Genomic DNA, 25,066 nt, shown 5'->3' on the forward strand with positions numbered 1-25,066 from the left:
ATGGATACGGACGGCAGCCTGGCGCTGCGCTTTCTCGGAGTCGGCAATGCGCAGGCGGTGGAGCTCGGTTCCGCCGCCGTCGTGCTGGAGCGCGAGGGTGCACCGCTCCTGCTGGTCGATTGTGGCCAGGAAGCCCTGACGCATTATCTCGAACGCTATCGCGCCGTGCCCGACGCGGTGTTCATCACCCATGCGCATTTCGACCACATCGGTGGCCTGGAGCGTCTGTTCTATCGCACCTATTTCGATGTGGCGCGACGCGGGCGCGTGAAACTCTTCGTCGCGGCCGATCTGGTCCCGGTACTGCAGCATCGCATCGCCAACTATCCGAGCCCGCTGGCCGAAGGTGGTGCGAATTTCTGGGACGCCTTCCAGCTGGTGCCGGTCGATCGCGGCTTCTGGCACGCCGGCTACTGGTTCGACGTGTTCGCCGTGCGCCACCACTTGCCGCATTCGGCGTTCGGCATCGCGTTGCGCGGCAGCTTCCTGTTCACCGGCGACACGCGGCCGATTCCGGAAGTGATCGCCCATCATGCGGACGGCGCCGAACTGATCGCGCATGACTGCGGCCTGCAAGGCAATCCGTCGCACACCGGTCTGGATGATCTGATGCGCGACTACACACCCGAGACACGCGAACGCATGATCGTCTATCACTACGCCACGACGGCCGATCGCGAAGTGTTCGAACGTGCCGGATTGAGGGTGGCGATCGCCGGAGAGGCGCATGCACTCGCGCCGGCACTGGACGCGATGCAGGCCGCGACCCTGAACCGGCATGGCGGACGCGTGCGATGAGCCCGCCGCTGCTCGATCAGCGCGCACGCCCGTTGCGCGATCTGCGCATCTCGGTGATCGACCGCTGCAATTTCCGCTGTCCTTACTGCATGCCGGTCGAGCGCTTCGGCGGACCTTCGGCCTTCATGCCGAAGGGCGACTGGCTGGCGCCGGAAGAGATCGAGCGCATCGCGCGCGTCTTCGTCGCGCTGGGCGTGCGCAAATTGCGCCTGACCGGTGGCGAGCCGCTGCTGCGCGCCGAGTTGTGCGACATCGTCGAACGTCTGGCGCGCATCGACGGCGTCGAGGACCTTGCACTGACCACGAATGCGGTGCTGCTGCCGCGTCATGCCCACGCGCTGCGCAAGGCCGGACTGCATCGCCTGACCATCAGTCTCGATGCGCTCGATCCGGCCGTGTTCCTGCGCATGAGTGGCGGGCAGGGCGATGTCCAAGCCGTGCTGGACGGCGTCGCTTCCGCGGAAGATGCAGGGTTCACGCGCATCAAGTTCAATTGCGTGGTCCAGCGCGGCATCAACGAAGACGAAGTGCTGCCCCTGGTCGAACGATTCCGTGGCACGCCACATGTGCTGCGCTTCATCGAATACATGGATGTCGGTACTTGCAACCGCTGGTCGCGAGTCGAAGTCGTCGACAGCGCCGAACTCTTGCGCCGGATCGAGACGCGCTGGCCGATGACGCCGATCGGGCGGGCACAGCGTGGCGAGGTCGCCGAGCGCTATCGTTTCGAGGACGGGCAGGGCGAAGTCGGCTTCATTTCCTCGGTCAGTGCACCGTTCTGCGGCGACTGCACGCGCGCGCGCATTTCCGCCGATGGCGAGTTGTTCACCTGCCTGTTCGCGGCGCGCGGCGTGCCGTTGCGCCCGCTGCTGGACGGTGACGACGACGCGCTCCGGCAGGCGATTGCGGCGCGCTGGTCGAGTCGGGCCGATCGCTACAGCGAACTGCGTGCCGAGCGAGAGCGTGAAGCCGCGGGGCGCGTCGAAATGTTCCGGATGGGAGGTTGAATGTCGTCGCATACGCTGAGCCATGTCGATGCCGAGGGACGGCCGCGCATGGTCGATGTCGGTGCCAAGGCGGTGACGCGGCGCGAGGCTTGCGCCGAGGCCAGCGTCGTGTTCCCGGCTGAAGTCGCCGAATCCCTGCGGGCGCAGGCCATGCGGTCGGCCAAGGGCGCGGTACTGGATACCGCGGTCGTCGCCGGCACCTTGGCGGTCAAGCGCACGCACGAGCTGGTGCCGTTCTGTCATCCGCTGCCGGTCGAGAAGATCGGCTTCGAATGCGACTGGATGGATGCCGTGCGCCTGCGGCTGCGCTGCACGGTCGCGGCGGTTGCAAAGACCGGCGTCGAGATGGAAGCGCTGGTCGGCGTGCAGATCGCGGCGGCGACCGTTTACGACATGTGCAAGGCGCTGTCGCACGCGATCCGCATCGAGGACGTCGTGGTGGTCGCGAAGTCCGGCGGGCGCGACAATTTCGACCATCGCGGCGCCGACTGATGCACTTGCATGTGCGCTACTTTGCCAGTTTGCGCGACGCGGCCGGATGCGATGCCGAGACCATCGTACACGACGGGGACGCGGTCTCGCTGTACTCCCGCCTGGCACGGCAGCACGGATTCTCGATGCCGCAGTCGCGGGTGCGTCTGGCGGTGAACGGTGCATTCGTGCCGTGGACGCAAGCCCTGCACGATGGTGACGAAGTCGTGTTCCTGCCGCCGGTATCGGGAGGCTGATGATGGACGCCCCTTCGATCTCGTTCTTCCGTCTCAGCGATCACGGCATCGACGTCGCTGCGCTGCGGCGTGCGCTGGATGATCCGCACTGCGGCGCCGTGGTCGGCTTCGATGGCGTCGTGCGCGACCACCATGGCGGTCGCGCCGTGTCCGAACTGCGTTACGAAGCTTATGCGGAACTGGCCGAGCGCGAAGGTCAGGCCATCGTCGAGGAGACCCTGACGAAGTTCGCGGTGCGTCGTATCGTCGCCGAACACCGGGTCGGCCTGCTCGGCATCGGCGACATCGCCGTGTATGTCGGGGTATCCGCTGCGCATCGCGACGCGGCGTTCGCCGCGTGCCGCCACGTCATCGACGAGATCAAGTCCCGCGTGCCGATCTGGAAACACGAACACTACGCCGACGGCGCGGCGGAGTGGATTCATCCGGTTTGACCGTGGTCCGGAGGGCGCTCGGGATCATGCTTCCTGCACCGCCGCCAACGGACGCTCGCGGTCGAGACGCAGCGGCTGCACCTTCCAGTAGGTGATGCTGCGCCAGACCCATTCCATCGGGCCGTAGCGGAAGTGGCGCAGCCACAGCGTGCTGAACAGCCACTGCGCGGCGATGATCGCGGCCACGATCAGCATCTGCGGGCCGCGGCTGATCTGTCCGAACTGGCCGAAGCCGTAGCCATAGAACAACAGGGAAAGCACCAGCGAATGCGTTAGGTAGTTGCTCAGCGCCATGCGGCCGAGGGGAGCCAGCCAGCCGACCAGGCGACGCCCGATGCGCGACTGCATCAGGCAGACGAACAGGCCAAGGTAGCCTGCGCACAGCACGATCTGGCCGAACTGGAACAGGCCGCCGGCGGCATTGCCGATCATCATCACGTCCTTGCTCGCCGGGTGCGCCTGGATCGTGACCACCGCGGCATTGATCGCGAAGCCGACCGGCACGCCGACCCAGGCCATCGTGCGAAACAGGCTCATGTGCTGGTCGATGTGGCGCAGCTTGCCGGTCCACACCAGCCAGTAGCCGACCAGGAACAGCGGCAGCAGGGCGAAGAATGACGCGAACAAGGCGTCTTTCAGTTCTTCGATCGACTCGCCGGTGCGATAGGCCGATGCGACCCAGAAGTCCGGTTGCGTGAATGCGGCGATCTCTTTTTGCTCGTTCTTGTTGCGTTCGGCCTTCGATTCGGCGCGCTCCTGTGCGAGATATTTCACCCGTTCGGCGGACGTCATCGCATCGGTGTCGACGTCCTCGTCTTCCTTGTCCTTGTCCTTGTCCTTGTTCGCGGTCAGATCGACACCGTCGACCTTCGCCTTCGCGACGATTGCATCGGCCGACTTTTCGGTCGCGAGGCGTTCCTGCCACTGCTGCTGCATCTTCGCCGTGTCATGGGTCATCGCGTAATACGACCCGAAGCTCATCATGAACACGAACGGGATCGACATCAGGCCGAGGCTGAACTTCAGTGTCGCGCCCGGCGTACTGACCCGATGCATTCTCGGCTTGCGCAGCAGCACGACGTAACCGAGCAGCAGCATGCCGGTAATCGCGTAGTCGCGCAGGATGTCGCCGGTCCACAGCAGGCTCGCATGCAGCAGGCCGATCACGAACAGCGCAAGCATGCGCCGCGAGAACATCGCGACGAACGGCAACTCTTTCTGCTGCGCTCGCGTCAGCATGACCGCAAAGCCCATCCCGAACAGCAACGAGAACAGCTTGTAGAACTTGCCCTCGACCAGCACTTTCACGAACCATTCGGCCATGTAGTCGTAGCCGAGCAGGCTGCGGTCGAACTGGCCGAGGAAGACGATCGGGCGGTTGAACCACTCGATGTTCATCATCAGGATGCCGATCAGCGCGAAGCCGCGGAGCACATCCATGACCGCGATCCGTTCAGAAAAAGCCAATGGAGTCAGCGATGTGGGCGGCGATGTTCGAGTCGCGACTTCGATTGAATCGGAGGGTAGAACCGCACTCATGAGATGCCCCTGAAGATGAATGGTGATGTAGCTAACCATAACACCAAATCAGGCTGAATCCACGGTAAGGAACCCCAACCGATGGCAGGGTCAGGACGGTGTCGCGTCCCGCCGGGTCGATCGCACGGATACGTTGACCTCTCCATCATGCAGTCGGACACGCAACCCATCGCCGACGCCGACTGGCGCCACCGACCGCACGACGCGGCCGTCGCCGTCGAAGGCAATGGCATAGCCGCGTTCCAGCGTCGACAGCGGGCTGAGGGCGTTGAGCGAGCGGGCAAGACCGGCCAGGTGCGTCACCTGATGCTGAATGCCGCGCACGCAGGCCGCTTGCAAGCGATGGCGGGCATGCTCGGCACGCCGACCCAGCAGGGCGATGCGCTCCAGCGCCGCCGCCCGTTGCAGGCGCAGATGCAGCTGCGCCAGGCGCTGCCGTCGTTGCGCGAGCAGCGGCGCGGGCAGCCGGACCAGACGCGCATGACTGCTGCGCAGTCGATCGCCGAGCCGGTCCAGATGCGCGAGCGGATGCCGCGCCTGCAGTCGCAGCAGCAGACGGTCGACCCGCTGGCCATCGCGATCGAGTCGATGACCGACCGCACGCTGCAGTCGACGTTGCAGCGCATCGAGGCGATCCCGCAACGCATCGCTGGACGGCGCGATCAGTTCCGCTGCAGCGGAAGGTGTCGGAGCGCGCAAGTCCGCGACGAAATCGGCGATGGTGAAGTCAACCTCGTGCCCGACCGCCGATACCAGCGGCATGGGCATCGTCGCGATTCGACGCGCCAGCGCCTCATCGTTGAACGCGAACAGGTCTTCGATCGAGCCGCCACCCCGCGTGAGCAGGACCAGATCATGGCGACCCAGGGCGGCGATCCGGTCCAGCTGCAGTCGCAGCTGCACCGGCGCTTCGGCACCTTGCACCAGACTCGGGAACAGGTCGGCCTCAAGCAAAGGGAAACGTCGCGAGAGCACGCTGACGACGTCGCGAATGGCGGCGCCGCTGGCCGAACTGACGATGGCGATGCGGCGCGGAAAGGCCGGCAGGCCGCGCTTGCGACCGGCGTCGAACAGGCCTTCGCCGGCCAGTCGCGCCTTCAGCGCCTCGAAGGCGCGCTGCAACGCACCTTGTCCGGCGGGTTCCAGGTGCTCGACCTGCAGCTGGAATTCGCCACGTGGTTCGTACAGCGTGACGCGTGCCCGCGCCAGCACGTGCTGGCCGTCGGCGGGTGCGAAGCGCAGCAGCATCGCGCGCGGCCGCCACATTGCGCAACGCACTTGGGCAGCGCTGTCCTTCAACGAAAAATACAGATGCCCGGACTTCGCCTTGAGGAAGTTGGAGATCTCTCCCTCGATCCAGAACAGCGGAAAACCCTGCTCCAGCGCCGCACGCACTTCGGCATTCAACGTCGTTGGCGTCAGGGTGTTTCGTTGCAGTAGCGAGGAATCGGACACAGCGGGCACCGCGGACGGACTTGGGAGCTTAGCGGCTGCCTCGCGGCGGGTCGATGCATTCAGGTGCGCCTTCAACCTAAATCATGCTTGACGTAATCCTTGCGCCCGGCGAGATTCGATCGATGAACGAACGTTCGACATCGGCAGCATTGCGAAAGTTGACATCACACGCGCGAGAACTCGCGACAAGGGGATTGGTTCTGGTCGATGCCTGGCCGGTGGTCGAGATCGCACAGCTGTATGAGCAGGTCGACAATCTCGCCGCCGCAGCCGACTTGCCCGACGCGAACGCGATGTCCGGTGCGGCGCTCGAACTCGCGGTATATCTCTCGGCTCTGGTCGAGTCCGGTAATGTCGCGAATCCTGTTCAGCGGGAGCGGGCGCGTGGATTGTTGGAGCGCCTCGCTGCGGTGTCCGGTGCAGCGACGCCCAGCGGAACGCCGGTCCCGGCTGCAAAGGCGAGCCAGCATCGCATCGTGTACTACCTGCGCGCCGACGACCGTGAGTTGCCCGGACTGATGCAGCAACTTGCGCATGAGCGCTTCGTCACTCGCAGTTTCAGCGATCTGAATCGGGCCATCGCCGAGGCACGCAGCCTGCCGCCACATGCGCTGATCGTCGACGAAGGATTTACGCCGGGTATGGCACGCATGGTTGAAGCAGCCGAGCGTGCCGGCGGACCCGAGCGGCGACGGCCGCCGGTGCTCGCGTTGTGTGATGGCTCGGATGTGCGTCAGCGCCTGTTCGCGCAACGCAATGGCGCCGATGACGTGCTGGAAGGTGCAGACGCATTGCGTGCCGTGGAACGGCTAATGGGCCTCTTCCTGCGCCAGCGGCGCGAAGACGCGCGCGTACTGATCATCGACGACGATGCCTCGATGGCGATGTTCTGCTCAAATGTGTTGGCCCACAGGGGCATCTCCGCGCGGATCGAACACTGCGCGCGTGACGGACTCGATGCGATCGGCGCCTACAAACCGGATCTCGTCCTGCTGGACCTGTACCTGCCGGACATGAACGGTATCGAAGTCGCGCAACTGATCCGCGAGCGACCCGACATGGTGTTGACTCCGATCGTTTTCATGTCCGGCGAGGAAGACATCGACAAGCGCTTCGACGCCATCCGGATGGGCGGCGATGATTTTCTCGCGAAGCCGATGAAACCGAGGCACCTGCTGTCATCGGTCACAAGTCGCATGGGTCGGGCACGCAAGCTTGCCGCGACTGGCCTGCCACTGGATTCGGCGGTCGATTCGCGTTCCGGCCGGATCGACCGCGCCACATTGGTCCACGAGATCGAACGTGCCCGTCGCGGCGAATTGGGCGACTGCGTCGGACTGATCATGCTCAGTGTCGATGACGTACCGACGCTGGCAAAGCGGCTTGGCTTCGTGCGAACCGGTGATCTCGCCCAGCAGATTGGCACGACCATCGCCAGCGAGCCGGCGTTGAAGTCCGGCGTCTGCGCCCTTGGTGAATTCAGTTTCGTGTTGCTGTTACCGGTGTCGAGCGAGGGCGCCTTGCGCATTGCTGCGGAAAATCTGCGTGCGCGGCTGTCCGGACGTGGTTGGTTGTCGGTCGATGCGGCGGTGCGCATGAGTTTTTCCTTGGGTGGTGCGCGTGCAGACACGCCGGGTGTGAAGGTCGATGATTTGATCAGCGGCGTCGGCGATGCCTTACAAGTCGCGCATGAGCAGGGCGGCGGTCGTAGCGAATGGATGACGCGGACTAGCGACGATGATCAGGTCACGCCGGAGGTGCGGCTCGCGCATGCGATCCTCCGGCGGCCGCTGATTGCCGACACGACGCAATTCCGGTTCCGCGCTCTATTGCCCTTGCGTGGACAGTTGAGCAGCCAATATCTCGCCGATTTCGCGCTGGTCGCACCGAAGGCTTCTCAAGCCCTGCGTATCGAGCGCGACACGTTTCTGCCGATCGCGAGAACATTGAACGTGACGCGTGCCGTCGATCGCTGGCAGGTCCATGCGCTCGGTCAGCGGGCCTGCCTGGAGTTGGGTGCCCAGCCAGAACTTAGGCTGCTGCTGCCAATGAGTATCGATAGCCTGTTCGACCCTGCGTTCCCGCAGTGGCTGGGTGCCGACCTGCACGGCCTGCAATGTGATGCGGACGCGTTGGCGCTGGTGTTCAATGCTGGGCAACTGGTCGAGGATGTGCCGCGTGCGAGCCGTGCCCTGGAGTTGATCCAGACGACGGGTGTACGCCTGTGTCTGTCCGGCTTCAGCGATTTCGGTCGCGACCAGCAACGCTTGTGCCGTCTGCCAAGTGTCTATGCGAATCTGATTGACTGGGACACGACGTTGCAGGGCTGGCGTGAGTCGCGTGCCCGTCTGGTCGCAGAGTCGCTGAAGCACGGCAAACTCGTGGTCATGTGCGGCGTCGACGAGCCCTCGCCGCTGGTCGAATTGTTTCGAGATGGCGTGCACTACGTCGTCGGTGACGCATTGGGTACGTGGGGCTCGACACTCACCGCGACTGCGGCGCCAGTCCGATCCTGAATAGCGGTTGCCGGAGAGCGCTTTCGGGCTAGACTCGAATCGTTGTTGCTGTCGCTTCCGTGTTGCGTTCGTCTGTCGTCTGATGGGGAGAAGCATGCGTCCGACCGATATCCGCAAGCCCGACTATTTCCACAAGGTGGTCGACTGCCAATGGGCTTGCCCGGCGCATACGCCGGTGCCCGAATACATCCGCCTGATCGCCGCCGGCAAGCATGACGCCGCCTACATGGTGAACTGGTGGTCGAACGTGTTCCCGGGCGTGCTCGGCCGCACCTGCGATCGTCCGTGCGAACCGGCCTGCCGACGCGGGCGGGTCGAGGAGGGCAATGGCGAGAAGCCTGAACCGGTCGCGATCTGCCGACTCAAGCGCGTCGCCGCCGACCACAAGGGCGATATCAGCGCGCAGATGCCCAAGGCGAAGGCGCGCAATGGCAAGCGTGTCGCCTGCATCGGCGCCGGTCCTGCATCGATGACGGTGGCGCGCGATCTCGCACTCGAAGGTTATGCGGTCACCGTCTTCGATGCCGACCCGAAGGCCGGCGGTTTCATGCGTACCCAGGTGCCGCGCTTCCGGTTGCCGGAATCGGTGATCGACGAGGAATGCGATTTCATCCTCGACCTCGGTGTCGAATTGCGCGGTGGCACCCGCATCGATTCGCTGAAGGAACTGATCGGGCAGGGCTGGGACGCGATCTTCGTCGGTTCCGGTGCGCCACGCGGCCGCGATCTGGACTTGCCCGGCCGCAAGGAAGCAGCGGCCAACATCCATCTCGGCATCGACTGGCTGGCCTCGGTCTCGTTCCAGCACATCGAACGGATCGGTCGCCGGGTGATCGTGCTCGGTGGCGGCAATACCGCGATGGACTGCTGCCGCTCCGCGCGTCGGCTCGGGGGCGACGACGTCAAGGTGATCGTGCGTTCCGGCTACGAGGAAATGAAGGCCTCGCCCTGGGAAAAGGAGGATGCGCAGCACGAAGGCATCCCGTTCCTGAACTATCACGTCCCCAAGACCTTCGAGCACGAGAACGGCAAGCTGGTCGCGATGACCTTCGAGATCGTGCGCGCCGAGTTCGATGCCAAGGGCCGGCGTACCTTGGTGCCGACCGGGGAGCCGGACGTGCGGGTCGACTGCGACGACGTTTTGATTGCAGTCGGGCAGGAGAACGCGTTCCCGTGGATCGAGCGCGACATCGGGCTTGAGTTCGATCAGTGGGGCCTGCCGGTACTCGACAAGGACTCGCTGCAGTCGACGGTCAAGCAGGTTTTTTTCGGGGGCGATGCCGCATTCGGGCCGAAGAACATCATCTGGGCGGTGGCGCACGGTCACGAGGCCGCCGTCTCGATCGACAAGTTCCTGCAAGGCGAGGACGTCAATGAACGGCCGCCGCCGATGGTCAACCTGGCCTCGCAGAAGATGGGCATCCACGAGTGGAGCTACGACAACGAGATCACCCGCGACGAACGCTACGTCGTGCCGTGGGCGCCGAAGGAACTGACGCTGAAGAGCATCAAGGTCGAAGTCGAACTCGGCTTCGACGCGCAGACCGCCTGCAAGGAAGCGGCACGTTGCCTCAACTGCGACGTGCAAACCGTGTTCATCAAGGACGCCTGCATCGAGTGCGATGCCTGCGTCGACATCTGCCCGATGGACAGCATCAGTTTCACTTTCAATGCCGACGAGCCGGAGTTGCGCAAGCGCCTGACCGCGCCGGCGCTGAACCTGACCCAGGACTTGTACGTGTCCGACAACGTCAAGACCGGGAGGGTCATGGTCAAGGACGAGGACGTGTGTCTGCATTGCGGACTCTGTGCCGAACGTTGCCCGACCGGTGCCTGGGACATGCAGAAATTTTTGCTCGAGACCACCAAGGCCGGGCCCGGATGTCGCAGCAAGGCCAAGCTCGGAGCGGCGGCATGAACGCACAATTGAAACCTCAATCCCTCACCGCGACCAACGACTTCGTCGTCAAGTTCGCGAACGTCAACGGCTCGGGTTCGGCCTCCGCCAACGAACTGTTCGCGAAGGCGATCCTGCGCATGGGCGTGCCGGTCAGCCCGCGCAACATCTTCCCGTCGAACATCCAGGGCTTGCCGACCTGGTATGAAATCCGCGTCACCGAGGCCGGCTGGCTGGGTCGACGCGGCGGTGTCGACCTGATGGTCGCGATGAATCCGCAGACCTGGAACAGCGACCTCAAGGAGATCGAACCCGGCGGCTATCTGTTCTATGACAGCAGCAAGCCCTTGCCGGCCTCGCGTTTCCGCAGCGACATTACCGTCATCGGCATGCCGCTGACCGAGATCTGCAACGCCACCTATTCCGATGCGCGGCAACGGCAGCTATTCAAGAACATCCTCTACGTCGGCGCCTTGTCGGTGATGCTGGACATGGAACCGGCGGTGATCGAGCAGTTGTTCACCGAACAATACAAAGGCAAGGAAAAACTGCTCGACTCGAATGTGCAGGCGTTGCATCTCGGCCGCGACTACGCAACGAAACATATCGGTCGCATCGGGCTGAACGTGAAGCGCGCGAACCAGGTCGGCGACCGCATCTTCGTCGATGGCAATAGCGCCGCTGCGCTGGGCTGCGTCTACGGCGGTGCCACCGTGTGCGCCTGGTATCCGATCACGCCATCGAGTTCACTCGCCGAGGCCTTCCAGTCGTACTGCCAGAAGCTGCGTGTCGATCCGGAGACCGGCAAGAACCGCTACGCGATCGTGCAGGCCGAAGACGAGATCGCCTCGGTCGGCATGGTCGTCGGTGCCGGCTGGAACGGAGCACGCGCGTTCACGACCACATCGGGCCCGGGCGTGTCGCTGATGACCGAATTCCTCGGCCTCGCTTACTTCGCCGAGATCCCGATCACCCTGATCAACGTGCAACGTGGCGGGCCATCCACCGGCATGCCGACGCGCACGCAACAGGCCGACATCGTCTCCTGTGCCTATGCGTCGCACGGCGACACCAAGCACATCCTGCTGTTCCCGGAAGATCCGAAAGAATGTTTCGATCATTCCGCCGCGGCCCTGGATCTGGCCGATCGCCTGCAGACGCCGGTGTTCGTGATGACCGACCTCGATATCGGCATGAACCAGCGCCTTTGCGCACCCTTCGACTGGGACGACACGCGCGAATACGACCGCGGCAAGGTGATGACGGCCGAGGAACTCGATGCCGGTCGCGACTTCGGGCGCTATCTCGACGTCGACGGCGACGGCATCCCGTTCCGCACCTATCCGGGCACGCACCCCAGCAAGGGCGGCTTTTTCACCCGCGGCACTACTCGCAATGCCTACGCGCAGTACTCCGAAACCGGTCCGGACTATCTGTACAACGTGCATCGCCTGCTGAAGAAGCTCGATACCGCGAAGACGCTGGTGCCGCAGCCGGTGATTCGTCCGGCCGCAGCACCGACGCGTTTCGGCGTGCTCTATTTCGGTTCGACCAGTCCGGCGATGCACGAGGCGCTGGAGGCATTGGAGGCGATGGGTCTGCATCTTGATGCCTTGCGGCTGCGGGCGTTTCCGTTCTCCGACAGCGTGGTCGAGTTCATCGACGCGCATGATCAGGTCTTCGTGGTCGAACAGAACCGCGATGCGCAATTGCGCGGCATGTTGATCACCGAACTGGAGATCGCACCGCAGCGGTTGCCGAAGATCCTGCACTACGACGGGACGCCGATCACCGCCCGTTTCATCACCGCCGCGATTGCCGAACAGATGCGTGCAGGGAGCCGGGCATGACTTATCTCGCCAAACCGAAGTTGCATCATCCCAGCCTTGCGCAGAACAAGGTCTGCCGTACCCGCCGCGACTACGAAGGACGCGTGTCGACGCTGTGCGCGGGCTGTGGCCACGATTCGATCTCGGCGGCCATCATCCAGGCCTGCTGGGAGATGGATGTCGAACCGCATCGCGTCGCGAAGCTGTCGGGCATCGGCTGCTCGTCGAAGACGCCGGACTACTTCCTCGGCAATTCGCACGGCTTCAACACCGTGCACGGGCGCATGCCCTCGGTGCTGACCGGCGCGAATCTGGCAAATCGCGCGCTGCTGTATCTGGGCGTGTCCGGCGACGGCGATTCCGCCTCGATCGGCATCGGCCAGTTCGCGCACGTGATGCGTCGCGGCGTGAACATGGTCTACATCCTCGAAAACAACGGCGTGTATGGGCTGACCAAGGGCCAGTTCTCGGCCACGGCGGACCAGGGTTCGAAGTCGAAGAAGGGCGTCGTCAATTCGGATACGCCGATCGACACCGTGAGCCTGGCCCTGCAGATGGGCGCCAGTTTCGTGGCACGCGGATTTTCCGGCGACAAACAGCAACTGGTGCCGATCATCAAGGCCGCGATCGCGCACAAGGGCGCGGCCTTCATCGATATCGTCAGTCCCTGCGTCGCGTTCAACAACCACCCGGGCAGCACCAAGAGCTACGACTACGTGCGCGAGCACAACGAGGCGGTGAACCGGATCGACTTCATCCCGACGCGGGAAGAGATTGTCGTCGACTACGCGGAAGGGCAGGTCATCGAAGTCGAGCAACACGACGGCACCGTGCTGCTGCTGCGCAAGCTGCATCGCGACTACGACCCGCACAACAAGATCGGCGCGATGAACTACATCACCAAGCACCAGGCCGAAGGCGAAGTCGTCACCGGCCTGCTCTACGTCGACAACGATGCCCAGGACCTGCACGAACACCTCAACACCATCGACATCCCGCTCAACACCCTCACCGCCAAGGACCTAAACCCCGGCAGGGCGGCACTGGACAAGATCAATCAGCGGTTGCGCTAACGGTGTTCTGCAGTGATGCCGGGAGGCGCGACGAGCACCGTAGGCTGGGTAGAGCGCAGCGAAACCCAGCATCGGTTACTCGAACGACAACTTCGTGATCTCCTGCGAAGCACCCCAGTCGACCTCATAGTGGCCCGCGTCGACGAAGCGGTGAAAACTCGAATGCGGCCAATCGCGCACTTGCGAAACCAATCCGTGTTTGACCGGGTTGAAGTGGATGTAGTCGAGGTGAAGGTGCAGATCCAATTCGTCGCGGATCAGGTGCTCCCAATACCTTCGCTGCCACAGCCCACGCTCCGACTTCTTCCAGCGACTTGGCGAAACATGCTCGTTGGCCGGAATCGCGCGTGAGAAGCGGGACTTGATCAGGCGCCAACGCGTTGGGTAGTTCGTGTCACCCTCCGGAAGGCGCCATACGCAGTGCAGATGATCCGGAAGCACGACGATGGCGGACAGTTCGAAGGGATGACTTGCGCGTACGGCGCGGAATGCGTCGCGCAGGACATCGACATGGCGGACGAGCAGATCGTTGTCGCGGCTATTTGCGGCGTTGACGGTGAAGAAGTAGGTGCTGCCTGGGGACCAGGTCCTGCGATAAGTTCGCATTGCTGAAGGGTACGGCAATTGCTGGGTTTCGCTGCGCTCAACCCAGCCTACGTTTTGGTGTGTCAGTCCTTCGCCTCGGAGCGAACTTTTCCCGCCGTCTTCCCAAACCACCGCTTCGCCGCGCGGCTGAGGCTGCTGGCGTCGTGGTAGCCGAGGTGTTGGGCGGCGGCTTCGAGGGTGAGGCCTTGGGCCAGGAGTTGTTCGAGGGCGTGTTTGCGGGCGGTATCGACGAGGTGGGTCCAGGACTGGCCTTCGTGCCGCAACTGCCGCTGCACGGCGCGCACGCTCATGCCGAGGGCGGCGGCGAGATCGGGGATGCGCATGCGACCGGCTGGTTGTGCGGGTAGCCATTGCTGCGCGAACGCGGTGACGTGGCCCGGTTGCGGCAGGCCGTCGAGCTGGCGGTCGAGCAGATCGCAATGCATGCGGTGCAATTCGGCATCGGCCTGCGGCAGGCGGCGGGCCAGATCGGCGGCGGCGAAACGCAGCGTGTGTGCCGGTGCGTTGAATTGCACGTCGCAGCCGAACAGTTGTCGATAGGCCGACCCATCGCCGAGCGGCGCATGCCGGAAGCTCACCGCGACCGGTGCGAGCGGACGTTCCGCCAGCCAGCGCGCCATCACGCACATGCCGCCGACGATGGCCTCGACCTGCTGCGGAAACTGCTGCACGCGCATCAGCTTCGCGCTGTAGTGGATCGACACGTCGCCATTCGCATGCGTCTCGGTGGTCATCACCCCGGACTCGCTGACCAGTCGGTGATAACGCAGCATCAACGCAAGCGCATCGGCGAGCGAGGCGCTGCTCATCGTCGCCAGGCCGAGCACGCGGAAGGTCGTCGGTTTGGTTGCGTCTGCGACCTTGAGTCCGAGCAGCGGATCCCGTGTCAACGCCAATCCGCGCGCCCAGATGCGGTGCATGTCCTCGACCCCGACGCGACCGTTCGGGGCATCCAGTGTCGCGATATCGACGCGCGTGCCGCTCAGCACCTCATCCGCCGCGACGCCGCACGCCTCGATCACCCCGAGCAGGGTCCGCACATAGGCGTTGGCGATGGTGCGCGGATCGAGCATGTCGCCTGATTAGGCCTGCTGGCGCGAAATGTCAATGTCATTGCGTCTGCCGTCAATGCGTCCCGGCGCCATCGCGACCATGCTCCGTCCATGCCTGCAGGAGCACCGCGCATGCCCACGCACGACACCGACGCGTTTCGATCGCGCTATCGCGCCGACATCAGCCCCCGCTACAACGCCTGGCTGCACGGCGGCTTCGTGTTCGCCTACGGCATCGCGGTGCTGGCGGGATTGATCACGCGCATCGATGCGATCCGTGGTTGGGAATGGCTCGCGATTCCGGCCGGACTGGTCGTCTTCAACTTCGGCGAATATGCCGTGCATCGCGGCTTCGGCCATCACAAGACCTGGCTCGGCGGACTGTTCTACCGACGCCACACCGGCGATCACCACAGCTTTTTCGTCGAGACCAGGATGACCTTCGAACAGGCCCGCGACTGGCGCGTCATCTTCTTTCCGGCCTGGCTGATCGTGCTGTTCTCGATTGGCATCGCCGCGCCCGCTTACCTCGTGGTCGGTCACGTCGTCGGCATGGATGCGGGGGCATTGTTTGCAGCGACCTTGCTGGCCGGTTACCTGACCTACGAGATCTTCCATGCCATCGAACACCTGCCGCCGGACCATGGCGTGACGCGGCTGCCTTGGCTCCGCCAGATGACGCAACTGCATCGACTGCATCATCGACGCGGGCTGATGCGCGACTGCAACTTCAACCTGGTTTTCCCGCTGACGGACTGGTTGCTCGGCACCTTGTATTGGGAACCGATCGACGCGGGTGCGCGGATGCCGGGGCAGATAGGCGTGCCAGACCTCGTCCGCCCTGAGACCGTCGAGGGGCGGGCGGAGTCGTCATGACCACGCACACCACACATACCGTGTTGCGCGCGCCGCCCGAGGTCGTCTACGACGATTTGACCCGACCCGCCCGCTGGCGCGAATGGCACCATGCCTCACTCGGCACCGAGGCGCATGCCGAGGCGTCGATGCGCGTCGGCGACCGTTTTCGCGAACAGATCAAGAGCGTCGGCCTCCGCAAGACACTGCACTGGCGTGTGCTCGAAGCCGATCCGCCACGGTGCTGGATCGCCGCCGCGACGATGGACGACGGCAGCACGGTCCACCTCCGCTACGAGTTTGCGCCGGTGCCCGAAGGCACGCGTTACACACGCACGCTGAGCTACAGGTTGCGGCCGTGGTCGCTGCGCCTGCTCAACGCCACCATCGGCTGGGCCAAGGTGCGCATTGAATCGCGTCAGGCGCTGCACTGCCTGCGGCGCCGTTTCGAGCGGTGACGGGTTCAGAAAGTTTTGGTAGGCGCAGCGGCGCGCGCGTGGGACTATTGCGGCCATATTTCAATTCGCCACACCAGAGGATCAGCGATGGCCGCACCGAATTATGCGTTTGCAAAGAAACAGCGTGAGCTGGCGCAGAAGAAGAAGAAGGAAGAGAAGCTGCGCAAGAAGACCGGCAAGTCCGATGATGCGGGCGAGACCGGCAAGCCGGAAGGCGGCGCGCCGCAGTCCCCGACGCAGAACGGCTGACGCCCTAAGGCGTCGCGCAGTCCGCCGCGCGTACCGCTGATTGCGTGAGCAGTGCCGAGACGACGTCGGCGCTGGCACGTTCGAATGCTTCGGCCAGTGCCTGTGGGTCGTGGCTGGCCGGGTCGGCGCTGGCCGATACCGGTGGAACCGTGAGGATGCGATCCGAGCCGATGCAGCGCAAGCTGGCCTGCGCGGTGACCGCGACCGTGTTCGAGTGATCGGGCTCTACACGCAGATTGAACTCGGTCAGCCACAGATCGATCGCCGCGACGGCCGCCGTGGCCTCCCGGCTGCGGGCGTGCGCGACACGCAATTGTTCCGACAGCATCACCGCGGGCGTATCGGCCCAGCGCAAACCGTCGTGCTGCATGAGCACGGCGCGGTCGACGACGAGCACACGGTTGCTGCGCAGCGCGGACGTGGCATCGACCTTGCCGGGCGCGAGGGTCGCCGGCCAGGCGGTACCGGCATCCGCGAGCGTGAGCTGCAGGGTCGTGAGCGGCTCCGGGCGCTGGATCAGGGTGCAGCACGACAGTGCCAGACCGCCGAGGAGGACGACCGGCGCAACGAGCACGTTGCGGACGATGCTGCGGTTCATTCTTGCTTCTCCGGCACATAGACGGGCAGGGTTTCGCCACCCAGCACATAATCGGCCGGTCCCTGATCGAATTTCTGGGTGATGCGCACCAGGTTGTCGCTGGCCTGCTGCAGCGACAGCAAGGTCGCCGCGAGCTCGTTGCGAGCCTGGGTATCAAGGCTGCCGAAGGTGGACTTGCCGGTTTGCGCGAAGGCGTCGACCTCGCGCGCGGCGGAGCGGATTTCCGCAACGGCTTCACGCGCCTGATCGATCAAACCCGTGCCGGGCTGTCCGTCCTTGCTGGCGACACCTTCCTGCAACTGCGCCAGCAGTGCATCCGCACGCTTGGCCGCGGACGCCAGGCGTTGCTCCAGTTCGCGCGCATCCGCCAGCGCCTCGCGCAAGGCCGGGTAATCGGTCTTCACTTCGTCGCTGACCGACGCGAGATTGTCGAGCAAGGTCGAGACGCGACCGATGTTCTCGTCACTCAGCACTTCAGCGATCCGCGCCATCACTTCCTGCGCGCTGTGCATCGCGCCGCTGCCGCCGCTCATCAGCTGGCTCAGCGTCGAGGGTACGGTATCGATCTCGGGGGCGTGGCGGGTGTCGACCTCGCGCAGCAGCTTCGCTTCGGGCGTGCCGCCGAACATCTCGACCACCGCGACGCCGGTCAGCCCGGTGTAACTGAGTTGGGCCTTGGTATCGGTCTTGATCGGCGTCTCCGCCGCGACGCGAATGCGCACCCGCACCTCGCGCGGATCCTTTGCATCGAGGCTGAGCCGACGCACTTCGCCGACCTGGATGCCGTGATATTGCACGAGGCCGCCGACACTGAGGCCGGTCACCGATTCATGGAAACGCACGTCGTATTCCTGATAATCGCGATCGAGTTGCAGTTTGCCGAGCCACAGCACGAACAGCACCAGCGCGATGGTCACGACCAGCGAGAACAGTCCGATCAGGAAGAATCTGGCATGCGTTTCCATTCAGGTTCCTTGCATGCGCAACGTCAGGGCGCGTTCGGCATTGCGTCCGCGCGGGCCGCGGAAACAGGCTTGTATCCACGGATGCGGATGCTCACTGATTCGCGCCGGCGTGTCGACCGCAACCACGTGCCGGTCGACCAGCACGGCGACGCGGTCGCAGCAGGTGTAGATCGAATCGAGATCGTGGGTGACGAGAAAGACGGTGAGGTCGAGACTCTGCTTCAAGGTCACGATCAGCTCGTCGAAACCCGCTGCACCGAGCGGGTCCAGGCCCGAGGTCGGTTCATCGAGGAACAGGATCTCGGGGTCCAGCGCCAAGGCGCGCGCAATGCCGGCACGTTTGCGCATGCCGCCGGACAACTGGCTCGGCACCTTGTACGCCGCGTCGGCCGGCAAACCGACCAGGGCGATCTTGAGCCGGGCCAGTTCATCCATCAGGTCGAGCGGCAACTTCTGTTGCTCGATCATCGGCACCTTGATGTTTTCGAGCACGGTCAGCGAGGAGAACAGCGCACCGTCCTGGAACATCACGCCCCAGCGCCGCTCGACCGACGCGCGCAGGCTGGCGTCGGCATTGCGCAGGTCGGTGCCGAACACACGCACGTCACCGGCCGCCGGATGCTGCAGGCCGATGATGGAGCGCAGCAACACCGACTTGCCTGCGCCGGAACCGCCGATCACGGCGAGCACTTCGCCGCGACGTACGTCGAGGTCGAGACCCTCGTGCACGACCTGCGCACCGAAGCGGTTGCGCAAGCCGCGCACCGAGATCACCGCATCGTCGATCGCTGCACTCATCGTCACAGGTCCAGTTGCATGTACAGCACCGCGAACAATGCATCGAACACGATGACCAGGAAGATCGACTGCACCACCGAGGACGTGGTGTGGCGACCGACCGATTCGGCGCTGCCCGACACCTTCAAGCCTTCGAGGCAACCGATGCAGGCGATCAGGAACGCGAACACCGGCGCTTTCAGCAATCCCAGCCACAGGTAGTACAGCTCGGTGGTGTCCTGCATGCGCACGAAAAACATCATCGGCGAGATATCCAGGGCCATGGCCCCGACCAGGGCGCCACCGACGATGCCGGACAGCATCGCGATGAAGGCGAGGACCGGCAGCATGATCAGCAAGGCGACCAGGCGCGGGATCACCAGCAATTCGATCGGATCGAGCGCCAGTGCCTGGATCGCATCGATCTCTTCGCGGCTGCGCATCGAGCCGATTTCGGCGGTGAACGCGCTGCCGGAGCGACCGGCGACAAGGATGGCCGACAGCAGCACGCCGAACTCGCGCAGGAAGCTCACCGAGACGATTTCGACCGTGAGGATCGAGGCACCGAAATCGCGCAGCGCGGTCGCCGACAGGAAGGCGACAACGGCGCCCACGAGGAAGCAGAGCAGGGCGACGATCGGTACGGCATCGAGTCCGGTCCGTTCCATGTGATGCACGACCGATGTCATGCGCAGCTTGCGGCGACCGGTGATGATGGCCCAAAAGCATGCATTGACGGTGCCGAAGAACCCGGCGAGTTGCCAGGCATGCGCGGCAATGCCGCTGACGGACTCGCCGAACTGCGCCATCCATTCGCGCCAACTGCTCCGCGGTTGCACCGGCAGCGGCGCGACGCCGGCGCGTTCGGCCACCAGCTCGATCAGGGCCCGATGCTCGGGGCGGGCATGGGCGATGCGCGCGACCGCATCGCGGTATCGGGGAGGGCGATCGAGCAAGCGCAACAACACCAGCGCTCCGGCCGAATCCAGGGCTTCGACACCGGACAGATCGAGCGTGGATGGCCGACGTTGCAGTGCATCGATGCGCGCCAGCAGGTCCGGCAGGTGTTGCATGGTGCAAGTTCCCCGCACCGCCAGCACGGCCTCGCCGAGATCCGATTCGCGCCAGTCCAGTTGCGCCGTAGTCATGGCCGGATCGTAGTGCCTTCACTGCGACTGCGCATGACGGGCGTCAACTGGCCGCGCGCTCAAGCCGCCCGGCGATGAAACTCGGCGCGCCAGTACAGCCAGACCAGTGCGCCGCCGACCAGTCCGCCGAGATGGGCGAAATGAGCGACCCCCTGCTGCGTGCCGGTCACGCCCATCCACAGCTCGACGCCGGCATACAGCGTCACGAACAGCCAGGCCGGCATCGGGATCGGCGGGATCAGCGGCACGATCTTGGCCTTCGGAAACAGCAGGGCAAACACCAGCATCACGCCGAACAGCCCGCCGGACGCGCCAACGGTCGGCCACGGCGAGGCCGTGATGTGGTTGACCGCAAGCTGTGCCAGAGCCGCGCAGACGACACTGGCGACATACAGCAGTGCGAATCGGGCGGGACCGATGATGCGCTCAACGTCGCTGCCGAACATGTGCAGGCCGAGCATGTTGAACAGCAGGTGGGTGAGACCACCATGCAGGAACGCGTAACTCAGCACTTGCCAGGGCGCGAACTCCGGACCCAGCGGCCACAGCGCGCCATCGATCACCAGTTGTTCGGGAATCTGCGCCTGCAGCAGGAAGACGATCACGCAAGCGACGATCAGGCTGCGGCTGACGACCGGCGTATGGAAGCGGAGCAGGGACGAGGACATGCGGATCCAGGCAGGGGGACGGTCGTGATTATGCCTGCACGATGACGACCTGCATCGGCATCGCCAGGACGCGGAGGTTGTCGTTACGATGTCGGCGTTCGCGAGAAGTCCGTCCATGCCGCATGCCGTCATCCACCAGCAATGGCTGCGTCGCCGCAAGCGCCTGCGGCGCGTCCTGCGCGCATTGCCTCGACGTGCGAACGTCGGTCGCTATCCGGTGATTCGTCGCTTCGCCGAAGCCGCGCGGGCGCGCCCCTATCTGTGGTCCTTCAAGTACGAACACGTCTGGCCGGCGCTGTATGTCGGCAGCGTGCTCGCATTCATGCCGACCTACGGATTGCAGATCTTCATTGCCGCGCTCGCGGCCATGGTCGTGCGTGCCAACCTGACGGTGATCGTGGCGCTGCAGATGATCACCAATCCGCTGACGCTGGCGCCGCTCTACCTGCTCACCCACACGGTCGGTCAATGGCTGATCGATGTCACCGGCTACGGATCAGTCGATGCCGGCATCGCCAGCAGCGTGAATGCACTCGTGCTCGGCGGGATCGTGGTCGGATTGGTCATCGCGATGCTGCTGGACATCGCATGGCGACTGCTGGCGTGGGAAGCGCGCAGGTTCCGCGCCCGACTGGCGACATCAGCCGCGGACCATCGCCGCGGCTGATGCGCAGGCGATCACTCGGTGATCAGGGTGCCTTGCGACGTCCAGACCAACCAGCGTCCATCCTTCTTCTTCCAGACATCGGTGAAGGCGAGGTGGCGGGTGAAGTCGACACCTTTTTCGTCCTTGCCATTGGCATGGTATTCACCCGTGACCACGGCGACATCGCCCTCCTTGCGCACGGCCAGATCGGAAACGCTGGCGGCCAAGGTCGTGGCCTTGTTCGTCTTCACGTCAGCGAGGTCTTCCGCCTTGGAGCTGAATTTTCCGGAGCGGGCACTGACGCCAACGAAGTCATCGGCATAGTTGTTCTCGATCCAGCTGGCATCCTTCGCCACATCGGCCGCCGCCCAGTCGCGTTCCAGATAGCGCAGGACATCACTGTCATGCATGGGGGCAGCCATGGTGGCGACGACGACCCACTGCCCGTTGCGTTTTTCCAGCGTGTGGACCGAGCGGCGGTACCAGGATTGCGGTTTGCCGGCGTCGTCCTTGTAGGGGAACACCGAGCGATGGGTAATCGTCGCGCTGCTCGCGCTGCACTGGATGATGTAGTTGTCGGACACGGCCTTTGGCGCATCAGCCGCCTGTGGCGCTGCCGCATTCTTGACGTTCGCCGCGATGTTGGCGGCCTTGCCGTCGCCACCATCGGGCGACAGGTCGCGAAAATCGTCCGCGAGCATGGCACCCAGTTTGGCAGCGTCGCCGGCCATGGCCGCGTCGCCCCAGTCATGGTCGAATTTCACGAGGGCCGCTTGCTCGGCGGGTGGGCAATCGGCGGATACGGACGCAGCTGCAAACGTCATGGCCAAGACGGCCAACGGCAACACGGTTCTCATAAAATCCCCTTCCCCAGTGCGGGAAAGCACGATGCTTTCCCTGCAAAAACGAGTCTGCGCCCGCCTGAATGGGGAGTCAACGAAATGTGAAATAGTTCACATTCCTAGTGCTGCAACGTCTGATAGCGATTCGAATCAGCTGCGACGATCAACGATCAGGTAGTGCTTGGTCAACGGCGCCAGCACCTCGAACACGCCGTTGAAACCGGCCGGAATGAGCAGCGATTGTCCGACGCCGCATTCGACCGCGTGACCGTCATCCGCAGTCAGACGACAGCGGCCTGCGGTGACGAAAAACAGCTCGTCCTCGCGATCGCCCATGGCGATGCGCCAGCTGCCCACCTCGCTCGACCAGATTCCGGCAAACACTTCGCCACTGGCATTGGTGTAGTGGTTCCAGGTGCTTCGCTGCGGATTGCCGGACAGCAGGCGTTCGGGGCGCGGATGGTCGAACTCGGGTTCGACCGGATGCAGGTCGAAACGGATGGCGTGCTTGGACATGATGCAGGCTCGTGTGTGGGTGGCGTCATCCGGTGTTTGCGATGCGTGGCTTCGATCCTACACTCGCAGGCCGAATACCCCACGGCGATCATTCGATGAGCACAGCGACCCCCGACAGCGGCCGAATGCCGCGCCAGATTCCGTACATCATCGCCAACGAGGCCTGCGAACGCTTCAGCTTCTACGGGATGCGCAACATCCTCACGAACTTCCTGATCTCGAGCATGATCCTCGCGTATCTGCCGGAGTCGGAACGCGCGGCGATGTCGAAGGAGGTCTTCCATACCTTCGTGATCGGCGTGTATTTCTTCCCGCTGCTCGGCGGTTGGCTCGCCGATCGCGTGTTCGGCAAGTACCGTACGATCTTCTGGTTCTCGATCCTCTACTGCATCGGCCAGTTCTCGCTGGCGTTCTTCGTGGAAAGCCGCATCGGCTTCTACAGCGGACTGGCGCTGGTCGCGCTCGGTTCCGGCGGCATCAAGCCGCTGGTCGCCAGTTTCATGGGCGACCAGTTCGACCAGAGCAACAAGCACAAGGCCAAACTGGTCTTCGACGCGTTCTACTGGATCATCAACTTCGGTTCGTTCTTCGCGTCGCTGTTCATGCCGATCTTCCTGCGCGAATACGGCCCCGGCGTGGCATTCGGCGTTCCTGGCGTGCTGATGGTGATCGCGACGTTCTTCTTCTGGCTCGGGCGCAGGAAATACGTGCATGTGGCACCGGCGCCGCGCGACCCGGACGCGTTCCTCAACGTGTCGCTGACCGCGCTGAAGAGCAAGCGCGCCGGCGAGTCGAATCCGGGAAGCTTGCTGGGCTGGCTCGGCATCGCACTGGCGCTTGCGTCGTTCTTCTTCATCGGACAGATCGGCTTCGTTTCCGCGTTCTGCCTCGCCATCGTGTTCGTGATTGCGCTCGGCGGCATCGGTACCTCGCTGCAACTCGAACGTGCGCGCGGATTGCACCCGGACGAAGCGGTCGATGGCGTGCGCGCGGTGCTGCGGATCCTGATCGTGTTCGCGTTGACGACGCCGTTCTGGTCATTGTTCGATCAGAAGGCGTCGACCTGGGTGCTGCAGGGCAACAGCATGGCAATGCCGCAGGATGTGTGGTGGTGGCCGAGCATGCTGGTCAAGGACGCGGCGCAGATGCAGGCGCTCAACCCGATCCTGGTCATGCTGCTGATCCCGTTCAACAACGTCGTGCTGTATCCGTTGCTGAACCGTATCGGGCTGCAAGTCACGGCATTGCGTCGAATGGGTTTCGGCATCGCGTTCTCGGGTGTGGCCTGGGTATTCGCCGGCATCCTCCAGTTGTGGCTGGACCAGGGTGATTCGGTCTCGCTGGCGTGGCAGATCGCGCCCTATGCCTTGCTCACGTTCGGCGAGGTGCTGGTGTCCGCAACCGGACTCGAATTCGCCTACAGCCAGGCGCCGGCGCGCATGAAAGGCGTGATCATGGCGTTCTGGTATCTCGCGGTGACCATCGGCAACCTCTGGGTGCTGCTCGCGAACAGCAGCATCAAGCATCCTGCGGTGCTCGCGAAGGTCGGTGAACTGGGCCTCAGCGCGAATGCCTTCCTGATGTTCTTCTTCGCCGGGTTTGCCCTCGTCTGCGCCGCGATCTTCGCGTTGTATGCGCGCGTGTATCCGATGCAGGACAACTACAGGTCGATCTGATGCCGGCTTCGTCGCTGCTTGATCCGCTGTCGAACATCGTCTGGCACAGCCTGATCGGTCCGCAGTCGCACCTGGCCGCGGGCACGGAGCGCATCCGCCGTTTCGCGCCCGGGTTTTCGCAACTGATCGGAGCCCGCGAACGCGAGGCGCCGGCCTTTGCAGCGTTGGCACCGTTCTGTTCGCCGGACGAGCACTTCTACGTGCTGGGCTGGCAGGGCCCGCCACCGGCGGGATGGACGGTCGACGTCGATGCCGAGGTCGACCAGTTGTTCTGGCCGCATGCCGCACCGGAAGCCATGGACTCGAGCGATATCGTGCGGCTCGACGGCGCGCACATCGCACGCATGATCGCGCTGACCGAACTGACACATCCCGGCCCCTTTGCCGAACGCACCATCGCGTTCGGCGAGTACTACGGCATCCTTGACGGCGAGCGCCTGCTGGCGATGGCCGGCGAACGCATGCACGCCGGGGCGCTCCGTGAGATCAGCGCCGTCTGCACGCACCCCGATGCCCAGGGTCGCGGCCTTGCGCGTCGGCTGATGAATCTACTGCTGCGCATCCAGATCGGGCGAGGGCAGACACCCTTCCTGCACGTGATGGCCGAGAACACCCACGCCCGCGCCCTTTACGAGCGGATGGGATTCCGCCATCACCAGCGCCTGGCATGCCGGGTCGTGTCGCGCACCGCCTGATGCGCGATGCGTTTCCGGCGAACGCCTGCGTTTGCGCGA

Annotated in this window: 26 protein-coding genes; 15 read left to right on the forward strand and 11 right to left on the reverse strand. The window is 64.2% G+C overall.

Annotated elements, in window-relative coordinates; translation table 11 throughout:
* The 5 genes from IPP28_11060 to IPP28_11080 are packed head-to-tail and all read left to right on the forward strand — an operon-like array spanning position 1 to position 2,967.
* Complete coding sequence (locus tag IPP28_11060) at positions 1–798, forward strand: MBL fold metallo-hydrolase (protein MBL0041556.1); 798 nt, start codon at positions 1–3, stop codon at positions 796–798.
* The gene (gene moaA, locus IPP28_11065; GenBank protein ID MBL0041557.1) at positions 795–1,805 is read left to right on the forward strand and encodes a GTP 3',8-cyclase MoaA; all 1,011 of its coding nucleotides are present in this window, start codon (positions 795–797) and stop codon (positions 1,803–1,805) included. The genes IPP28_11060 and moaA overlap by 4 nt, the downstream gene beginning before the upstream one ends.
* On the forward strand, positions 1,806–2,297 hold the full coding sequence (gene moaC, locus IPP28_11070; GenBank protein MBL0041558.1) for a cyclic pyranopterin monophosphate synthase MoaC: 492 nt from the start codon (positions 1,806–1,808) through the stop codon (positions 2,295–2,297).
* Positions 2,297–2,533, forward strand: a complete 237-nt coding sequence (locus IPP28_11075; GenBank protein MBL0041559.1) for a MoaD/ThiS family protein — start codon at positions 2,297–2,299, stop codon at positions 2,531–2,533. The genes moaC and IPP28_11075 overlap by 1 nt, the downstream gene beginning before the upstream one ends.
* A gap of 2 nt (positions 2,534–2,535) precedes the next feature.
* Complete coding sequence (locus tag IPP28_11080; GenBank protein MBL0041560.1) at positions 2,536–2,967, forward strand: molybdenum cofactor biosynthesis protein MoaE; 432 nt, start codon at positions 2,536–2,538, stop codon at positions 2,965–2,967.
* 24 nt (positions 2,968–2,991) lie between these two features.
* On the opposite strand, the gene IPP28_11085 is transcribed toward IPP28_11080, so the two are convergent.
* Both IPP28_11085 and IPP28_11090 read right to left on the reverse strand, forming a co-directional pair.
* The gene (locus IPP28_11085) at positions 2,992–4,407 is read right to left on the reverse strand and encodes a DUF418 domain-containing protein (protein MBL0041561.1); all 1,416 of its coding nucleotides are present in this window, start codon (positions 4,405–4,407) and stop codon (positions 2,992–2,994) included.
* Between the two features lie 189 nt (positions 4,408–4,596).
* Positions 4,597–5,970: an exodeoxyribonuclease VII large subunit gene (locus IPP28_11090; protein ID MBL0041562.1), complete on the reverse strand. Its 1,374-nt coding sequence runs from the start codon at positions 5,968–5,970 to the stop codon at positions 4,597–4,599.
* 113 nt (positions 5,971–6,083) lie between these two features.
* Between IPP28_11090 and IPP28_11095 the strand changes: the two genes are divergently transcribed.
* The 4 genes from IPP28_11095 (at position 6,084) to IPP28_11110 (ending at position 13,276) form a co-directional block, all read left to right on the forward strand.
* Positions 6,084–8,477 carry a response regulator gene (locus IPP28_11095; GenBank protein ID MBL0041563.1) on the forward strand — a complete coding sequence of 798 codons (2,394 nt, stop codon included), beginning with the start codon at positions 6,084–6,086 and terminating at the stop codon, positions 8,475–8,477.
* A gap of 94 nt (positions 8,478–8,571) precedes the next feature.
* Positions 8,572–10,395: an FAD-dependent oxidoreductase gene (locus tag IPP28_11100; protein ID MBL0041564.1), complete on the forward strand. Its 1,824-nt coding sequence runs from the start codon at positions 8,572–8,574 to the stop codon at positions 10,393–10,395.
* On the forward strand, positions 10,359–12,224 hold the full coding sequence (locus tag IPP28_11105; GenBank protein MBL0041565.1) for a 2-oxoacid:acceptor oxidoreductase subunit alpha: 1,866 nt from the start codon (positions 10,359–10,361) through the stop codon (positions 12,222–12,224). The genes IPP28_11100 and IPP28_11105 overlap by 37 nt, the downstream gene beginning before the upstream one ends.
* Positions 12,221–13,276, forward strand: a complete 1,056-nt coding sequence (locus IPP28_11110) for a 2-oxoacid:ferredoxin oxidoreductase subunit beta (GenBank protein ID MBL0041566.1) — start codon at positions 12,221–12,223, stop codon at positions 13,274–13,276. The genes IPP28_11105 and IPP28_11110 overlap by 4 nt, the downstream gene beginning before the upstream one ends.
* A gap of 75 nt (positions 13,277–13,351) precedes the next feature.
* Here the strand turns inward: IPP28_11110 and IPP28_11115 are convergent, their stop codons facing one another.
* Positions 13,352–13,882, reverse strand: coding sequence for a transposase (locus tag IPP28_11115; protein ID MBL0041567.1), 531 nt, complete (start codon positions 13,880–13,882; stop codon positions 13,352–13,354).
* 62 nt (positions 13,883–13,944) lie between these two features.
* Entirely contained in the window at positions 13,945–14,955 is a 1,011-nt protein-coding gene (locus IPP28_11120; GenBank protein ID MBL0041568.1) for an AraC family transcriptional regulator, read from the reverse strand.
* Positions 14,956–15,066: 111 nt separating this feature from the next.
* Here IPP28_11120 and IPP28_11125 point away from each other — a divergent pair, with 111 nt between their 5' ends.
* From IPP28_11125 to IPP28_11135, 3 genes are all read left to right on the forward strand, one after another.
* Positions 15,067–15,810 (forward strand): sterol desaturase family protein, encoded by a 744-nt coding sequence (locus IPP28_11125; protein MBL0041569.1) that lies wholly within the window; start codon positions 15,067–15,069, stop codon positions 15,808–15,810.
* The gene (locus tag IPP28_11130; GenBank protein ID MBL0041570.1) at positions 15,807–16,247 is read left to right on the forward strand and encodes an SRPBCC family protein; all 441 of its coding nucleotides are present in this window, start codon (positions 15,807–15,809) and stop codon (positions 16,245–16,247) included. The genes IPP28_11125 and IPP28_11130 overlap by 4 nt, the downstream gene beginning before the upstream one ends.
* Before the next feature lie 87 nt (positions 16,248–16,334).
* The gene (locus tag IPP28_11135; protein MBL0041571.1) at positions 16,335–16,496 is read left to right on the forward strand and encodes a hypothetical protein; all 162 of its coding nucleotides are present in this window, start codon (positions 16,335–16,337) and stop codon (positions 16,494–16,496) included.
* Between the two features lie 4 nt (positions 16,497–16,500).
* On the opposite strand, the gene IPP28_11140 is transcribed toward IPP28_11135, so the two are convergent.
* From IPP28_11140 to IPP28_11160, 5 genes are read right to left on the reverse strand one after another with little or no spacing between them, the layout of a single operon-like run.
* Positions 16,501–17,094: a hypothetical protein gene (locus IPP28_11140; GenBank protein ID MBL0041572.1), complete on the reverse strand. Its 594-nt coding sequence runs from the start codon at positions 17,092–17,094 to the stop codon at positions 16,501–16,503.
* The gene (locus tag IPP28_11145; protein MBL0041573.1) at positions 17,091–18,059 is read right to left on the reverse strand and encodes an MCE family protein; all 969 of its coding nucleotides are present in this window, start codon (positions 18,057–18,059) and stop codon (positions 17,091–17,093) included. Before IPP28_11145 ends, IPP28_11140 begins: the two co-directional genes overlap by 4 nt.
* A complete protein-coding gene (locus IPP28_11150; GenBank protein MBL0041574.1) occupies positions 18,060–18,857 on the reverse strand; it encodes an ABC transporter ATP-binding protein in 798 nt (265 codons plus the stop codon).
* Positions 18,858–18,859: 2 nt separating this feature from the next.
* Positions 18,860–19,984 carry an MlaE family lipid ABC transporter permease subunit gene (locus IPP28_11155; protein MBL0041575.1) on the reverse strand — a complete coding sequence of 375 codons (1,125 nt, stop codon included), beginning with the start codon at positions 19,982–19,984 and terminating at the stop codon, positions 18,860–18,862.
* Between the two features lie 59 nt (positions 19,985–20,043).
* Positions 20,044–20,652: a rhomboid family intramembrane serine protease gene (locus tag IPP28_11160; protein ID MBL0041576.1), complete on the reverse strand. Its 609-nt coding sequence runs from the start codon at positions 20,650–20,652 to the stop codon at positions 20,044–20,046.
* Between the two features lie 115 nt (positions 20,653–20,767).
* Between IPP28_11160 and IPP28_11165 the strand changes: the two genes are divergently transcribed.
* Positions 20,768–21,319: a DUF2062 domain-containing protein gene (locus tag IPP28_11165; GenBank protein ID MBL0041577.1), complete on the forward strand. Its 552-nt coding sequence runs from the start codon at positions 20,768–20,770 to the stop codon at positions 21,317–21,319.
* A gap of 11 nt (positions 21,320–21,330) precedes the next feature.
* On the opposite strand, the gene IPP28_11170 is transcribed toward IPP28_11165, so the two are convergent.
* On the reverse strand, positions 21,331–22,062 hold the full coding sequence (locus IPP28_11170; GenBank protein MBL0041578.1) for a nuclear transport factor 2 family protein: 732 nt from the start codon (positions 22,060–22,062) through the stop codon (positions 21,331–21,333).
* A gap of 228 nt (positions 22,063–22,290) precedes the next feature.
* The gene (locus IPP28_11175; protein ID MBL0041579.1) at positions 22,291–22,656 is read right to left on the reverse strand and encodes a DUF861 domain-containing protein; all 366 of its coding nucleotides are present in this window, start codon (positions 22,654–22,656) and stop codon (positions 22,291–22,293) included.
* 95 nt (positions 22,657–22,751) lie between these two features.
* Here IPP28_11175 and IPP28_11180 point away from each other — a divergent pair, with 95 nt between their 5' ends.
* Both IPP28_11180 and IPP28_11185 read left to right on the forward strand, forming a co-directional pair.
* Positions 22,752–24,332: an MFS transporter gene (locus IPP28_11180; GenBank protein MBL0041580.1), complete on the forward strand. Its 1,581-nt coding sequence runs from the start codon at positions 22,752–22,754 to the stop codon at positions 24,330–24,332.
* Positions 24,332–25,027 (forward strand): GNAT family N-acetyltransferase, encoded by a 696-nt coding sequence (locus tag IPP28_11185; protein MBL0041581.1) that lies wholly within the window; start codon positions 24,332–24,334, stop codon positions 25,025–25,027. The genes IPP28_11180 and IPP28_11185 overlap by 1 nt, the downstream gene beginning before the upstream one ends.
* Positions 25,028–25,066: the final 39 nt, after the last annotated feature.

The organism is Lysobacterales bacterium, from assembly GCA_016721845.1.
Classification (GTDB): Bacteria; Pseudomonadota; Gammaproteobacteria; order Xanthomonadales; family Ahniellaceae; genus JADKHK01.

Excerpts from the sequence above, each read along its gene's own strand:
- IPP28_11145 (MBL0041573.1), bottom strand. The coding sequence starts at position 18,059 with ATGGAAACGCATGCCAGATTCTTCCTGATCGGACTGTTCTCGCTGGTC.
- IPP28_11125 (MBL0041569.1), top strand. The coding sequence starts at position 15,067 with ATGCCCACGCACGACACCGACGCGTTTCGATCGCGCTATCGCGCCGAC.
- IPP28_11150 (MBL0041574.1), bottom strand. The coding sequence starts at position 18,857 with ATGAGTGCAGCGATCGACGATGCGGTGATCTCGGTGCGCGGCTTGCGC.
- moaC (MBL0041558.1), top strand. The coding sequence starts at position 1,806 with ATGTCGTCGCATACGCTGAGCCATGTCGATGCCGAGGGACGGCCGCGC.
- IPP28_11115 (MBL0041567.1), bottom strand. The coding sequence starts at position 13,882 with ATGCGAACTTATCGCAGGACCTGGTCCCCAGGCAGCACCTACTTCTTC.
- moaA (MBL0041557.1), top strand. The coding sequence starts at position 795 with ATGAGCCCGCCGCTGCTCGATCAGCGCGCACGCCCGTTGCGCGATCTG.
- IPP28_11185 (MBL0041581.1), top strand. The coding sequence starts at position 24,332 with ATGCCGGCTTCGTCGCTGCTTGATCCGCTGTCGAACATCGTCTGGCAC.
- IPP28_11140 (MBL0041572.1), bottom strand. The coding sequence starts at position 17,094 with ATGAACCGCAGCATCGTCCGCAACGTGCTCGTTGCGCCGGTCGTCCTC.
- IPP28_11180 (MBL0041580.1), top strand. The coding sequence starts at position 22,752 with ATGAGCACAGCGACCCCCGACAGCGGCCGAATGCCGCGCCAGATTCCG.
- IPP28_11060 (MBL0041556.1), top strand. The coding sequence starts at position 1 with ATGGATACGGACGGCAGCCTGGCGCTGCGCTTTCTCGGAGTCGGCAAT.
- IPP28_11135 (MBL0041571.1), top strand. The coding sequence starts at position 16,335 with ATGGCCGCACCGAATTATGCGTTTGCAAAGAAACAGCGTGAGCTGGCG.
- IPP28_11165 (MBL0041577.1), top strand. The coding sequence starts at position 20,768 with ATGCCGCATGCCGTCATCCACCAGCAATGGCTGCGTCGCCGCAAGCGC.
- IPP28_11080 (MBL0041560.1), top strand. The coding sequence starts at position 2,536 with ATGGACGCCCCTTCGATCTCGTTCTTCCGTCTCAGCGATCACGGCATC.
- IPP28_11085 (MBL0041561.1), bottom strand. The coding sequence starts at position 4,407 with ATGGATGTGCTCCGCGGCTTCGCGCTGATCGGCATCCTGATGATGAAC.
- IPP28_11075 (MBL0041559.1), top strand. The coding sequence starts at position 2,297 with ATGCACTTGCATGTGCGCTACTTTGCCAGTTTGCGCGACGCGGCCGGA.
- IPP28_11120 (MBL0041568.1), bottom strand. The coding sequence starts at position 14,955 with ATGCTCGATCCGCGCACCATCGCCAACGCCTATGTGCGGACCCTGCTC.
- IPP28_11175 (MBL0041579.1), bottom strand. The coding sequence starts at position 22,656 with ATGTCCAAGCACGCCATCCGTTTCGACCTGCATCCGGTCGAACCCGAG.
- IPP28_11110 (MBL0041566.1), top strand. The coding sequence starts at position 12,221 with ATGACTTATCTCGCCAAACCGAAGTTGCATCATCCCAGCCTTGCGCAG.
- IPP28_11160 (MBL0041576.1), bottom strand. The coding sequence starts at position 20,652 with ATGTCCTCGTCCCTGCTCCGCTTCCATACGCCGGTCGTCAGCCGCAGC.
- IPP28_11130 (MBL0041570.1), top strand. The coding sequence starts at position 15,807 with ATGACCACGCACACCACACATACCGTGTTGCGCGCGCCGCCCGAGGTC.
- IPP28_11105 (MBL0041565.1), top strand. The coding sequence starts at position 10,359 with ATGTCGCAGCAAGGCCAAGCTCGGAGCGGCGGCATGAACGCACAATTG.
- IPP28_11155 (MBL0041575.1), bottom strand. The coding sequence starts at position 19,984 with ATGACTACGGCGCAACTGGACTGGCGCGAATCGGATCTCGGCGAGGCC.
- IPP28_11095 (MBL0041563.1), top strand. The coding sequence starts at position 6,084 with ATGAACGAACGTTCGACATCGGCAGCATTGCGAAAGTTGACATCACAC.
- IPP28_11100 (MBL0041564.1), top strand. The coding sequence starts at position 8,572 with ATGCGTCCGACCGATATCCGCAAGCCCGACTATTTCCACAAGGTGGTC.